This is a genomic window from Secundilactobacillus similis DSM 23365 = JCM 2765, assembly GCF_001311075.1.
GTDB lineage: Bacteria > Bacillota > Bacilli > Lactobacillales > Lactobacillaceae > Secundilactobacillus > Secundilactobacillus similis.
The window spans coordinates 1-14,909 of the sequence record NZ_BBAD01000079.1 but is presented as its reverse complement, the minus strand read 5'-3'; the positions used below and the strand labels follow the sequence as shown (position 1 = coordinate 14,909).

Here is a 14,909-nt window from a genome sequence, read left to right as displayed (position 1 = left end):
CAATCTCACTCCAGAAAATTTATCATGAAGGGTTAACCTGTCGGACGATGACAATTGCAAGCATCTCAGCAAGTGTTGAATGGCAACGTAACGACGTCGGGTCAGCCGTACGTTCAAGCGAGTTGAGTCAATGTTCAGGCTAGACTTGTTCATCACGGAAATGACGACTACTGACTGATTGTGCTGTTTACCGAGTTAACATCAATCGCTGTCATACTGTACCATAACGTTCAGTTAAGCACCTGAGATGTTCTACGATAGTGCCGAATTGCGCCAATGTCAGATTCCGGTCAGCGGCTAGGTGGATGCTGTGTCGCGATAATTGGTGGTTGTTGACGAACTTCCAACAACCGCCAATTATCGGGGACGAATTCAAGACTCGCACGGGTTTTGGCGAGGCTTGAATTCGAGGACTGAGACCGCTCTTCGGCTCAGGCCGGCCCCACAGCTGGAACCTAGCCGCTGACCGGAATCGACAGTTCACGCAAATTTCAATTCAAGCAAACAACAAAAAAAGCTCTGGAGAATGATCTCCAGAGCTTCAGATAACAATTTAATCTTCAACACCCTTGCCGTCATACTCATCAAGCATAATCTGACGCAGTTCCCCAATCAAAGGTTCCTTAGGGTTAGCAGTCGTGCATTGATCTTCGTAAGCCAGTTCGGCAAGCTTATCAACGGTGTCTTCGAGGTGTTTCTTATCAACGCCGTTAGCCTTCAAACTAAGCGTGACGTCAACGGAGTGCGCAAGTTCGATCACTTTTTGAACCAAGGCTTCCTTGAGTTCTTCGTTGGTCTTGCCTTGCAGGCCAATGTAACGCGCGATTTGAGCGTAGTCTTCGTCGGCACGGAAGTATTCGTACTTAGGCCACATGGTCAGCTTCCGTGGTTCCTTGAAGTTGTAACGGATCACGTGTGGTAAGGTGATGGCAATTGCTAGGCCGTGAGGTAAGCCGAATTCGCCACCCAGTTTGTGGGCGATCGAGTGGTTCACACCCAAGAAGGCGTTGGCAAAGGCCATCCCGGCGATAGTTGCAGCATTGTGCATTTCAGCACGGGCTTGCAAGTCGCCGTTGTAAGAAGCGGTCAGGTTGTCAAATACCAACTTGATGGCTTGAAGTGACCATGGCCGGGTGTAGTCTGAGGCCATGTTTGACACGTATGATTCAATGGCGTGGGTCAAGACGTCCAACCCAGCGTATGAGATCGTCCGCTTTGGTAAGGTTTCGATGAATTGTGAATCCACGATGGCAACGTCTGGTGTCAAGGCGTAGTCAGCCAGTGGGTATTTAACGTGGGTCTTGGCGTCAGTGATAACGGCGAATGGCGTTACTTCTGAACCAGTCCCAGAGGTCGTTGGAATGGCAACAAATTGGGCCTTGTTTGGCTTCTCCAACTTGTAAGTCCGCTTCCGGATGTCCAAGAACTTCTGCTTAGCGCCGAAGAAACTTGCGTCTGGGTGCTCGTAGAAGAGCCACATGCCCTTGGCAGCATCCATTGGTGACCCACCACCTAACGCGATAATCGTGTCAGGTTGGAAGTTGTTCATTTGTTGCGTCCCCTTCTCAACCGTATCAGTGGTTGGGTCGGTTTCAGTAATTGAGAACAATTGGTATTCGATGCCGTCTGGACGACGCTTCAATTCGCCTAAGACCTTATCAACGTAGCCCAATTCAATCATGACTGCATCGGCAACGATGAAGACCTTCTTGATGCCAGGCATTGAGCCTAAGTAACGAACTGACGTCTTTTCAAAGTATACTCGAGGGAGTTTGATCCATTGCATATTATTCCGCCGCTTTGCGATTGTTTTGATGTTTAATAGGTCGAATGATGAGACGTTGTGGGAAACGGAGTTCTTGCCCCATGACCCAGTCCCAAGTGTCAATGATGGCACCATTTCGTTGTACATGTTCCCGATCCCACCGATAGCAGATGGGGTGTTAACGAGAACCCGACTGGCCTTCATTTGAATGCCAAATTCGGTTGCCAAATCGTCATCCAAGGTGTGAATTGATGCCGTGTGCCCAAGGCCACCGAAGTGTAAGAGTTGATCACAGAGTGCAAATCCTTCAGCGTGGTCGGCTGCCTTGTAGATTGAAATTACTGGACAAAGCTTTTCAGCTGACAACCAGTCTTTAGGGCCGACTTCTTTGATTTCGGCAGCTAAAACCTTGGTGTCTTCTGGGACTTCAATGCCAGCTAACTTAGCAATGGCAACGGCTGACATCCCAGGAATTGGGCCCTTAACGCCGCCACGTTTTTGATCAAACATAGCATCGGCCAAAGCTTTGTGGTCCGCCTTCTTAATGAAGAAGACTTTCCGAGCTTTCATTTCCTTCTTTACGTCATCGTAGATATCGGCGTCAATAACGGCACTGTTTTCAGAAGCACAAACCATCCCGTTATCAAAGGTCTTTGATAAGACGATATCGTTGACTGCCCGCTTGATGTTAGCGGTCTTTTCAATGTAGGCTGGACCGTTACCAGGACCAACGCCCAAGGCTGGTTTCCCGGTTGAGTAAGCGGCCTTCACCATGCCAGGACCACCAGTTGCGAGAACTGAGGCAACCCGTTCGTGGTTCATCAAGGTTTGAGTGGCTTCCAAGCTAGGCGTTTCGATCCATTGGATCACCCCTTCAGGTGCACCGGCTGCGATGGCAGCGTCGCGAACAACCTTAGCGGCTGCTGCAGATGACTTTTGGGCTTGTGGATGGAAGGCGAAGATGATTGGGTTCCGCGTCTTCACTGCGATCAATGACTTGAACAACGTGGTTGACGTTGGGTTCGTTACGGGGGTAACCCCGGCGATGATCCCCAGTGGTTCAGCAACGGTGATCAATTGACGTTCGTGGTCGTCGTTGATGATGCCGACCGTTTTGTCGTTCTTAATGCTGTTCCAGATTTCTTCAGTCGCAAACATGTTCTTGATGGCTTTGTCTTCGATGACCCCACGGCCAGTTTCTTCATAGGCTAACTTGGCAAGTTCCATGTGGTGATCCAAACCGGCCATTGCCATTTGGTGCACAATGTTATCAACTTTCTCTTGAGTGAAGTCGTCCATGGCACAGAGTGCGTCATGCGCGTTTTCAACAAGTTGATCAATCGTTTCCGCGATAGTTGCGGGCTTTTTAGTAGTTTTAGTCGTTGGTTTTGAGTTGGTTTCTTTTAACATTTTCAGGCCTCCGTCATGAAAAGCTCTTTGTTATATCTTTCACATGAATAATCATATCACACATTTTTGAAATGTAAATAACCAATTTACATCGCTTTTTCATCAAAATTGGACTGGTTAAAAGCGTTAATCTAACAATGTATACAACTGTTTTCTTGATTAAATCAGTAATGAAAACGCTTAATTCTATACTTTGTGAATCAAATCACTATAAATGATACCGTTTTCATAAAAATCGTTTAAATTAACCAAATTATCGGAATAAACCGCGTCACACCGGGAATGATGGCCAAAATAAAAAGTTGAAATTATTGTTAATTTCAAAACTTTTTTCATAAACTGGATTTTTGCTAGACCACTGAACCCTATTTTAGCTTCCGAACGGGTTTTTCGATCATCTTCAACAACTGTTCCGACTGAATTCGGTTAATAATCGTATCCACCGCCACCTGCATCAACTTTTCATTCAACGTCTTTGCTGGGGTGATCGACTTCGGTTCCCCAAGATGTAACAACGCTTCATTAAGGACATCAATGAAGTTATCGTACGCCTGCTTAGGGAAGTCCCCCGCCGTTACCTGGTTGATACCGTGACGAATCGTATCCGTTGAGAACAACGGTTTCAGCAGCCCAATCAAAATCAAATCTGCCAACTGCATCGTCTGGTACTTCTTCTTGACGGGCGCAATAATCACCTGGTGCTTAACGTAGTTATTGATCATGGCTGGCGTCATCGGGTCGATCCCCAGTGAGCCGATTGCATCGTTCACGAACGCCACCACTTGGTCCATATACAAATCAAACTTCGGTAACTCCTGCCAGTGCGGTAACCGAACCTGTTTCATTTGGGACTCCCAACGGTTGTATTGATCAAACTCAGCCATCATGCCACGCTCCTTTTAGGTTTTAGTAACTATTTTAATTACAGTATAACGCTAATAACTAGTCATGAACACTAGATGTGACCTTTTTCTATATTTTTCCACTAACGCCACTTGATTTTCGCAAATACTCGCTTGCCTAATAGCTCTTGGACCAAGTAGAAAAACGGATAGACCGTCACCAACAGCGGTAGGTAATATAGCGCCAATTGCCAGTCAAATAGCGAGACTAGTGAGAATAATTTACCCATGAAGAGGACGGCAACGGCGAAGCACACCGCCATCGCCACCACTAACCCAATTTTGAGTCGGTTCAACGGCCGCGCAACCATCAATAACGCGACGAAGCAGACCGCTCCGGTAAGCAGCACGCTTAAAGTTGACGTTTGCGCATAACTCAGGCCCAATTCACCGCCGCCCACGCCGAAGATGAGCATGATATAAGTCACAACGCAAATCGCCGCTGGCAACGCGATCACCATGACCTGTTTCATAAACTGACCGGTGATGCGTTGATAGTTTGGTTCCAACGCTAGAAAGAACGACGGAATCCCCACCGTTAACGTTGAGATCGGTGTTAATTGGATCGGCTGAAACGGATAACCACTGGCCATGAAGATAAAGATCAAACTCAACACCACCGAGTACATGGTTTTGATCAAATACAGCGAAGCCACTCGCTCAATGTTGTTAATTACCCGGCGTCCTTCATTGAGCACGCTCAGCATGGCATCAAAGTTAGCGTTGACCAACACGAAGTCAGCGATACTCTTCGCCGCCTCACTCCCACCTGCCATGGCGATGCCACAGTCGGCTTGTCGAAGCGCAAGAATATCATTTACGCCATCACCAGTCATCGCAACCGTATGCCCCGCTCGTTGCCAAGCAATCACTAACTGCTTCTTCTGTGTTGGCGTCACGCGCCCAAACACCGTGTACGTGGCAACCAGTTCATCGTAATCAATTGGCGCCGCCAGCTGGCTCATATCGACTAACCGCTCGCTCCCATCAATGCCCGCCCGTTGCGCAATGTTGGCAACGGTGACGGGGTTATCACCCGAGATCACCTTCAACGCCACGTCTTGATTTTTAAAATACTGAAAGGTCGTCTGTGCATTCGGTCGCAGTTCATCCTCAATCAAAACGAGTCCCATCAATGTTACTTCGCCGAGATCATCCGCTTCAAGTTGCGTGGTTTGCGCAACGCCTAACACCCGGTAACCCGACTGCGCATAGGTCGTCATTTGTTTGGCAACATCTGCCGGCACCCGCTTCAGCATGAATTCCGGCGCGCCCATCACAAAGTTGCCTTGTGGTAACACCGCGCCACTCCACTTGCGGGCACTAGAGAATGGCATCACCCGGGTAGCCGTCCATCCCGGATCCGGCAACGCATTTTTCAACGCTTGCGCCGTTTCGTTATCATCGCCAATGACCCGCACCAAACCACCTAGTAGTGGTCGAAGTTGTTCAACTGACGTCCCATTTAACGGCACGATCTGCGTCAGTTTAAGCTGGCCGCTGGTAATCGTCCCGGTTTTATCCAAGCAAAGGACATCAACCCGCGCAAGTCTTTCAATAGAAGGCAATTCCCGCACAAGTACCCGTTTTCGTGCCAAATTCATTGCCGACACCGCTAACGAAACCGAAGTCAGTAACACCAACCCCTCCGGAATCATCCCAACCATTGCGGCAACGGTCCCCAAAATCGCTTGGTTCAGGTTACTGTGCCCCATTAGACGTGAAATCATCAAGATGGCTCCTAGTGGTAGGATCACGATCGTCAGGACTTTGATAATCCGATTGATTGTCTTTAACAGCTGACTACTATTCGTGGCCGTTGCGGTCGAGGCCTCACTGGAAAGCTGGCTAATAAAGCTCTTATGACCAACCGCGGTCACTTGAACCACCGCTTGGCCACTCACCAGAAAGCTCCCTGAAACCAGCGCATCACCGTTAGCTTTAGCGATGGCGGTCGCCTCACCAGTTATTTGAGATTCATCAACTTCGATCCCCGCCGTTTCTAAAATCACCGCATCAACCGGCAGCTGATCGCCCCGACTCACCAGCAACAGGTCGTCTTGGACGATGCCATCCTGATGCATCGTTGCCACCTGACCATCCCGTTTCACCCGGTAAGTCGCCTCAGATAAGAGGCTCATTTTATCAACTTGGCGTTTCGACCGAATTTCTTGAAAAATGCCGATCCCGGTGCTCACAATTGCGACGCCCAGAAACAGCAGGTTTTTATAACTCCCCGTAATGAACACTAACCCACCTAAGATGAGGTTGATCAGGTTAAACCACGTGAGTAAATTATCCCGAAAAATTTGCTTCACCGAACGCGTTAGCGCAGGCGCCGGTTCGTTTTGTTGGCCGGCCTGGATTCGGGCTTGAACTTCTGCCGCCGTGAGGCCGACCTGCGTATTCGTCTGTGCCACCATACCGCCTCCCACATTGAGTCCTTTGACTCTATTGTACAGAAAACACTGGTACTAAACCGGGATTTAACATAGAAATTAAACAAATTCCAAGGAATTGTAAGCGCTTTTGATATAATGAAAGAGAATGTAAATTGGAGGTCTGTTTAAATGACAACTGAAACGCCAAAAACTGTTAAATTAGCCGACGGTAACGAGATGCCCCTCGTTGGCTTCGGCACTTACCTAATCAACACCCAAGAGCTGATGGACACCAGCATCAAGACCGCATTTGACGCTGGCTACCGTCTGTTTGATACGGCGCAACTCTACCGGAACGAAGATTTATTAGGTCAAAGTCTGGTTAACCTGCAAATTCCGCGGAACCAAATCTTTATCACGTCCAAGGTCGCTGAAATTAGTCAGGGTTATGACCACACCATCGAAAGCGTCGATGACACCCTGCAACGGCTCAAGACGAACTACTTGGACCTGCTGCTCGTTCACTGGCCGGTTCGCAAGTTCTTCTTCGATACTTGGCGGGCAATGGAAAAACTAAAGGCTGACGGTAAAGTGAAATCCATCGGGGTGTCGAACTACAGTGTCTCTCAACTGGAGTTACTGAAAACCAAGGCAACCGAAATGCCAGTGGTTAACCAAGTTGAATGCCACCCATTCCTCAACCAACGGCCATTGGTTAAGTTTGATAAGGAAAATGACATCCTCACGCAGGCTTGGAGTCCCCTTGGTCGCGGGATTACGTTGGATAACGAAATGCTCAAAAAGATGGCCGACCACCACGACGTTTCCGTGGCGCAACTGATCTTGAAGTGGCACCTGCAAAACGGTCTGGCCGTGATCCCCAAGTCTAAAACCGCAAGCCGAATCGTTGAAAACCACCAACTCGACTTCGACCTTAGCGAAGACGAATGCGGCATGATCGATTTACTGAACCGCAACGAGCGGACCGGGAACGATCCTGAGTTGGTTTACGAACTCGGCAAGCAGTATAAGATGTTTCATGGGCCACAGAGTGAGAGTAGCGTGTTAGGTAAATAGGATGTTGACCGTTCAAGCGGGTTGCTTGAGCGGTTTTTTGTTGGCGTTTGCGTTCAGCAATAGTGTGTGAAATTTGGCTTCGTTGGCGCATTAATCATGGGTGATATTGTGGGTACAACCGGTCGGACGATGACAATTGCAAGCATCTCAGCAAGTGTTGAATGGCAACGTAACGACGTCAGGTCAGCCATACGTTCAAGCGAGTTGAGTCAATGTTCAGGCTAGACTTGTTCATCACGGAAATGACAACTACTGACCGAGTTAACATTAATCGCTGTCATACTGTAACATGATGTTCAGTTAAGCACTTGAGATGGTCTACAATCGTGCCGAATTGCGCAATACGAGATGGAGGTAAGCGGCTAGGTTCATGCTGTGTCGCGATAATTGGTGGTTGTTGGCGTCCTTCCGACAACCGCCAATTATCGGGGACGAATTAAAGACTCGGACGGTTTGACGAGGCTTTAATTCGAGGTCTGAGACCGCCCTTCGGCTCAGACCGGCCCCATAGCATGAACCTAGCCGCTTACCGGAATCGACAGTCCAAGCCAATCACAGCACTTCACAAACTAACAGCAACGATGCTTACGCTGGACACAAACGACAACAAAAAATCGTTACCCACCAATCGGCGAGTAACGATTTTTCAGTTTGCAATCAATTTAGAAAACCACGATTAGTCAATGCTAATGTGGTGACTATCCTGTTTGTCTTCAGTCATCTTAGGTAACGTCAACTTCAAGATTCCGCCATCGTAGGTTGCCTTGATACTATCTTGGTCAACCCCTGGTAAGTAGAAGCTGCGGGTGATGTTGCTTGAGCTGCGTTCTTGGCGAAGAACTCGACCGTCAGCATCCTTATCTTCACGATCCAAGTTGTGAACCGCGTTGATCCGGAGGGTGTTGTCACGGTAGTCCAAGTGGATGCCGTCCTTCTTAAATCCTGGCAATTCAGCCGATACTTGGTAATCTGCGTCAGTTTCTTTGATGTCCGTCTTCATCGTGTCATCAGAGAAGAAGCGCTTGCCAATGTTGCCAAAATCGTTAAAGAAGCTCATTGGATCCAATTCGTTAAAGTCTCGATTTGCTAAATAGTGTGCCATATTTAAAAACCCCTTTCAGATCTTATCTAAGGTTGCTGGAATAATGTTTCATATCTCTCAACCAACCTTACAAAACATATATTAGTCAGTATTGGTCAAACTTGCAAGTAATTAGCACTCTCTTTTGTAGAGTGCTAAATTTTTTCGAGGGATTTGCGCGCGGAATCCCCCGCCAGTGTTAGGATAGCAAGTATTAGTTGATTTTTTCAAGTTAGATGCATTTTTTGTTGATTGGGGTGTTGGGGATACTGTTTTTGGTAGATTCGGACCGAAATTTGGTTTGATCAATTAAATCAAATAGACCCGCAGATTCCAAAACCAGGAATCTACGGGCCTATCGTTATTCGCTTATATTGGTAAGTATCGAATAGCCTTCTTAACTGAATATCGTGAATCAGTCAATGTGACCGCAAGACTGCCATCTAGCCTAAACGTTGATCATAACGCAGACCCCGGCCATGTAAGATAAAAATGCCGCGGACTCCAAAACCAGGAGTCCACGGCATTTTCACCTTACATTCTGGGGCCTAAACGCGTTATGCCCCACTCTGTTATTTATTCAGCATCATATGCTTCTTGGAACAAAGCAACGATTTCTTCCTTAGTCCCCTTACGAGGGTTAGAGAAGGCATTCCCGTCCTTCAAGCGTTTTCAGCCATCAATTCGAAGTCTTCTGGCTTTGCGCCGATTGACTTGATTGAACGTGGAATGTTAACGTCATCACATAATTGACGCATTGCCTTGATTGCCAAGTCAGCAGCATCGCGAGTTGATAAGCCATCGGTGTTTTCACCCATGATCTTAGCTAATTCAGCGAACCGTTCTGGGCAAGCTTGGATGTTGTACTTTTCAACGATTGGCAATAACATTGCGCAACATACACCGTGAGGAGCGTCGTATTGACCACCCAATTGGTGAGCCATGGCGTGAACGTAACCAAGGTCAGCGTTGTTGAAGGCCATCCCACCGAGCATTTCGGCTTCGACCATCTTAGTACGGGCTTCGATGTTGTGACCGTTAGCAACGGCTTCACGAAGGCTTTCTTCAACTAACTTGATTGCTTCGACACATTGGCCGTCAGTAATTTCGTTCCGGTTAGTTGAAACGTATGGTTCGATAGCTTGAACGAAAGTGTCCATCCCAGTTGCGGCAGTTAAGCCTTAGGAACGTCCAATTCAAGCATTGGGTCGTTGAAGGAAACAAGCGGAACGTTACGCCATGAAACAACGACGAACTTCAACTTCGTTTCTTCGTTAGTGATCACACAGTGACGGGTCAATTCTGAAGCAGTCCCGGCAGTAGTGTTAACGGCCATCAATGGTGGCAATGGGTTTTCCAGAGTTTCGATTCCGGCTAACTTAGTGATGTCATCGCCGTTAGTCAAAAGGATCCCAGTCCCTTTACCAGCATCGTGAGAAGAACCACCACCAACAGTGATGATACTGTCACAGTCGTTGTCTAAGTAAACTTGCTTAGCTTCTTTAATGTTACGGATCTTAGGGTTAGGTTCAACACCATCGTAGATTGCGTATTGAACACCAGCGGCATCCAATGAAGCAAGGGTTTGAGCTACGGGGCCGTTTTCCATGCCGCGCAGGAAACTATCAGTAACGATCAATGGCTTGTTCATGTTCAGCATCTTGGCACGATCACCGATCTTCTTGATAACGTTCTTACCAAAGAAGTTAACGCTAGGCATTAAGAAATCAAAGTTTTCCTTCATGATATTGACACTCCTAAAAATATAGTTTGTATGTTATCGAATTCACATAGTATCATAACACCATTGACATCGGCTGTAAACGTTTGAGTTGGCGATTTGCTCAATTTGATGACTTGCTCACAATCGCGGTTTTATGGCCTTTTATTGGGATTTATTATACTTTTTTCACATAAAATACAGACGGTACTTTTAGTCTTATCTCCACTCAAAAATTAACTATTATTTCACAAGATAGGCGTCAGACCGCTAAAATTAGCCCCTTAACTAATTAGACAACTAGGCAAAGTTGTCCGAATAAACGTTGCTTTAATTTATAAAATTTTTCGGAAAAATTCTAAATTCATCGAATTAAGATTATTTTGTTTTCTTATCTATTTTAGTAGTCAACCGCACCATTGATAATCAAAAATTAAATTTCATTAAGGTTTGATAAAGCGCGTTATGACACTGGTATTCAATCGCGTATTGGTTTGTTTTCATTGACTTTTCAATTAATTTTAGGTAAGTTCACTAAATTGTTAACCAATAATTACCAGTATTTCATTACCGTTATTTTGAAGTTTATTTATTAAAATTTATCAAAAATTGTGAGCGTGTTGTCTTTTTTGGTTGAGTTGGTGTTTTTTGTTGGTTGGGGTGTGCTTTTTGGTATTTTCAGCCATGGATTTGGTAGCATGTGGTTTATGTATGCGTGGGTATTCTTACTATAGAGTGAGTAATAACGGCATGTTTATTGTTACTGTGTTTGTTTCGGATTCTTGGGGGCCGGGGGCCGGTCAGTTGTGACTTTTTACACCGAATTTGTGGGTGTGGGGTCTTTTGAGGTTGAATTGATGTTTTTTGGCGGGTGTGCTTTTTGGTATTTTCAGGCGTGGGTTTTATCTCTGTATGTGGCCGCTATTACTGTATGCGAGTGGGGCTGGCGGCGCTCATTGCTACTACGTTTGTTTTGGCTCTTGGAGACTGATTCGTTCCGGATAATCGTTAATGTTGTGAAGCTTGTCGGCCATAGGTTCTTTTAGGCTACCACGCCAAAACGCGCAAAGAAAAACAGCGAGCTATGTGTAAGGCCACTACAATAAAAAAAGCCCCCAAACCGGGCTTCCTTTAATAATGGAGACTATCGGTGATGCTCATTGCTGCTACGTTTGTTTTGGCTCTTTGGGAACTGGTCAGTTCCGCTTTATCGTTGATGTTGTGAAGCTTGTCGCTATAGGTTCTTTTAGGCCACCACGCCAAAACGCGCAAAGAAAAAACAGCGAGCTATGTGTAAGGCCACTCCAATAAAAAAAGCCCCCAAACCGGGCTTCCTTTATTGGAGTGGCCTTACACGCCGCTCGCTAAGCGTTTTTCTTTGCGCTCTCTAATTCGTAATATTCTTCTCAATCTCATCCAAATTACCATCAATAATCTTATCACCCAAAACCTTGCCCAACAGTTCCAACGCATCTTCACGCGTCTTCACTTGGTCCATGTCGAAGATGATCGCAGCGATGTCGCCGCCTGCGTAATCAAAGTTTTCGTGGTAAATGTAGCGGCCCGCCGTTTCGTCTACGAAATGTTGGTCGACTGCTTCACCTAAACCGTAAGCCCAGTCCAGATCTTTCATTTCTGGAATGTCCTTGCGTGTAATATAACCCTGCTTGGCAATCAGGTCGGCAGCCTTTTGGATCATCTCATCTGAGAAGTCAAAAGCCGGCTTGGTTGTTGCGCCCTTATCTGCACTTTTTGTTGCCATTACTAGGATCTCCTTTGAATTTTGTTTCATCTTCTATTTTAACACTGATTTCCAAAACCGGCGCAAATGATGTTGGCGCTTACATCTTCCACCACTAAACTGAAATTTTGGACTATAATGGAATGTACAGGTCCAAGTGACCACTAATCCAACAATAAAGGGTGATTATAAACTATGACTGAATCAGAATTTAAACCTGGTAAATACTCGGTGACCGCAACTGGCCACAACGGGGCGTTCCCAATGGACGTTACCTTCTCAGCCGATAAAATTGAATCGATCGACATTGATGCTAAAAGTGAAACGCGTGGAATCAGCGACGTGGTGTACGACCGCATCCCAGCCGCCATCGTTGACGGTCAGACCCTTAACGTGGATGCCGTGACTGGCGCTTCCGAAACCAGCCGCGGGATCCTCAGCGGTGTTGCCGAGGCCGTTAACTTGGCCGGTGGTGACGCCGAAGCTTGGCAAAATCGTGACAAATACGTCCCAAAGGTCGCCGACAACACCGACCTCGATACTGACGTGGTCGTCATCGGTGGCGGTGGTGCCGGTTTAGCTGCCGCAGCCACGGTCCTCGACCAAGGTCACAAAGTGGTTCTGCTAGAAAAAGCCCCCGCACTGGGTGGCAACACCATCCGGACTGGTGGTCCGATGAACGCCGCGGATCCAGAGTGGCAAAACACCTTTGACGCCCTCCCTGGCGAAGATCAAACCCTTGAAGACCTCCTCAACATGAGCGTCGATGACATTGACCCTGAATACCAAGCCGACTTTAAGACCCTCCAAGGTCAAATTAAAGACTACTTGGCCGATACTAAAGACAAGCCCGCCTACCTCTTTGATTCCGTTGAATTACACCGCATCCAAACTTACTTGGGCGGGACTCGAACGGATTTGAACGGCAACCGAATCTACGGTAACTACGACCTCGTGAAGACGTTGACCGACCACGTGTTAGCCTCACAAAAGTGGCTCGCTAAAATCGGCGTTAAGTTCGACGAATCCGAAGTCACCATGCCCGTTGGCGCACTCTGGCGCCGGGGTCACAAACCAGTGGAAGACGCCGGTTTCGCCTACATTTCCGCTTTACGGGATTACGTTACTCATAACGGCGGCGTAATCTTAACCGACAGCCCCGTTTCCCGGTTACTTTACGCCAAGGGTCACATCGGTGGTGTCATCGTTGAAAAGCCTGACGACCACACCTTTACAGTCCACGCAGACGCCGTGATCTTAGCCACTGGTGGCTTCGGCGCCAACACGAAGTTGGTTCAAAAATTCAACACCTACTGGCGTAACATTGATGACGACATCGCCACGACCAACGCCCCAACCATCACGGGTGATGGCATCGAATTGGGCGAAAGCGTCCACGCTGGCCTGACTGGCATGGGCTTCATTCAAATGATGCCCGTTTCCGATCCCGAAACCGGTGAGCTGTTCTCTGGTATCCAGTGCCCACCCGCTAACTTCTTGATGGTCAACCAACAAGGTAAGCGGTTCGTAAACGAATTTGCGGAACGTGACGTCTTAGCGCAAGCGGCATTTGATAACGGTGGCCTCTTCTACCTGATCGCTGATAATGAAATCAAGAAGACCGCCTACAACACTAGTGAGGAACAACTTGAACAACAGGTCAAGGACGGTCGTTTATTCAAGGCCGACACCTTAGCCGACCTCGCCAAGCAGATCAACGTCGACCCAGCCACGTTGGAAGCAACGGTGGCCAAATACAACAGCTATGTTGACGCCGGCGAAGATCCCGACTTTGGTAAGAACGTCTTCGACTTGAAGGTTGAACACGCGCCATTCTACGCCACCCCACGGAAACCAGCTATTCACCACACCATGGGCGGCTTGACGATTGACAGCCACGCTCACGTGCTGGACGAAGCGGGTCACCCAATCGCTCACCTCTACGCAGCGGGCGAAGTCGCGGGCGGCTTACATGCCGGTAACCGACTTGGCGGTAACTCGCTGGCCGACATCTTTACCTTTGGCCCAATTGCGGCAACCTCTGCTGTAACGGAACTGGGGACAGATGCGACAACTTCAGCATCGGTACACTAATCGACTAACTACGAACGAAACAATACGAAAGCTCTGGAGGAATACCTTCAGGGCTTTTTTACTGTCGCTTGTGTCCAGCGTAAGTATTATTGATGGGAATTTGTGAAATGTGATTTGCTTAAACTGTCGATTCCGGTAAGCGGCTAGGTTCCTGCTGTGGGGCCGGTCTGAGCCAAAGAGCGGTCTCAGCCCTCAAATGTAAGCCTCGCCAAACCCCGTGCGAGTCTTACATTTGTCCCCGATAATTGGCGGTTGTTGGAAGACCGTCAACAACCACCAATTATCGCGACACAGCATACACCTAGTCGCTTACCTACATCTTACGTTGGCGCAATTCGGCACTATCGTAGAACATCTCAAAATGCGTTGAACGGTAATATTGTCTCGTCAAATCAGCATAAACGTGACGGTCAACTGATGAAGCTCAGCATCACGCAATCGTTGATTCATCGCGGTTACTGAACATTGACCACAATCGTTTCTGCAGTTGTCTAGTTATCGTCTAGCGTTGCCATCACACAGTTTCGTCAGCTTCAGAATGTGACAGTCAGTGGTTCTGGTTACCGACAGCGCACCATGTAGCGGGAGGCGGAGGCGCGCGAGGCTCAGCAGTGTCGGTATGACTAAGGCAGTCGTGCCCCGTGGGGTTCGGGGTGCGAGTGCCTTAGTCATACGCGGGTTCGGAGAGATCCGGCATGGGCGGTTTTTGCCCATTCCTAGCTCGTAGGCCCGCCACTG

At 47.7% G+C, this 14,909-nt stretch carries 8 protein-coding genes and 1 pseudogene; 3 read left to right on the top strand and 6 right to left on the bottom strand.

The window, feature by feature from the left end:
* Positions 1 to 553: 553 nt before the first annotated feature.
* The 3 genes from adhE to JCM2765_RS13555 all read right to left on the bottom strand — a co-directional run bounded on the left by adhE (position 554) and on the right by JCM2765_RS13555 (position 6,500).
* A complete protein-coding gene (gene adhE, locus JCM2765_RS13565; RefSeq protein WP_054737192.1) occupies positions 554 to 3,175 on the bottom strand; it encodes a bifunctional acetaldehyde-CoA/alcohol dehydrogenase in 2,622 nt (873 codons plus the stop codon).
* Between the two features lie 365 nt (positions 3,176 to 3,540).
* Entirely contained in the window at positions 3,541 to 4,059 is a 519-nt protein-coding gene (locus JCM2765_RS13560; protein ID WP_082405149.1) for a DUF1836 domain-containing protein, read from the bottom strand.
* A gap of 101 nt (positions 4,060 to 4,160) precedes the next feature.
* Positions 4,161 to 6,500, bottom strand: a complete 2,340-nt coding sequence (locus JCM2765_RS13555) for a cation-translocating P-type ATPase (RefSeq protein ID WP_054737190.1) — start codon at positions 6,498 to 6,500, stop codon at positions 4,161 to 4,163.
* A gap of 147 nt (positions 6,501 to 6,647) precedes the next feature.
* On the opposite strand from JCM2765_RS13555, the gene JCM2765_RS13550 reads away from it, so the two are divergent.
* A complete protein-coding gene (locus tag JCM2765_RS13550; RefSeq protein WP_054737189.1) occupies positions 6,648 to 7,535 on the top strand; it encodes an aldo/keto reductase in 888 nt (295 codons plus the stop codon).
* A gap of 676 nt (positions 7,536 to 8,211) precedes the next feature.
* Here JCM2765_RS13550 and JCM2765_RS13545 read toward each other — a convergent pair.
* The 3 genes and pseudogenes from JCM2765_RS13545 to JCM2765_RS13530 form a co-directional block, all read right to left on the bottom strand.
* The gene (locus tag JCM2765_RS13545; RefSeq protein ID WP_054737188.1) at positions 8,212 to 8,637 is read right to left on the bottom strand and encodes an Hsp20/alpha crystallin family protein; all 426 of its coding nucleotides are present in this window, start codon (positions 8,635 to 8,637) and stop codon (positions 8,212 to 8,214) included.
* 555 nt (positions 8,638 to 9,192) lie between these two features.
* A pseudogene (locus JCM2765_RS13540) lies at positions 9,193 to 10,360 on the bottom strand (iron-containing alcohol dehydrogenase).
* 1,363 nt (positions 10,361 to 11,723) lie between these two features.
* Entirely contained in the window at positions 11,724 to 12,098 is a 375-nt protein-coding gene (locus JCM2765_RS13530; protein WP_225352107.1) for a hypothetical protein, read from the bottom strand.
* A 174-nt stretch (positions 12,099 to 12,272) separates the two neighbouring features.
* Between JCM2765_RS13530 and JCM2765_RS13525 the strand changes: the two genes are divergently transcribed.
* A complete protein-coding gene (locus JCM2765_RS13525) occupies positions 12,273 to 14,171 on the top strand; it encodes a flavocytochrome c (RefSeq protein ID WP_054737186.1) in 1,899 nt (632 codons plus the stop codon).
* Positions 14,172 to 14,426: 255 nt separating this feature from the next.
* Positions 14,427 to 14,633 (top strand): hypothetical protein, encoded by a 207-nt coding sequence (locus tag JCM2765_RS17250; protein ID WP_156301806.1) that lies wholly within the window; start codon positions 14,427 to 14,429, stop codon positions 14,631 to 14,633.
* Positions 14,634 to 14,909: the final 276 nt, after the last annotated feature.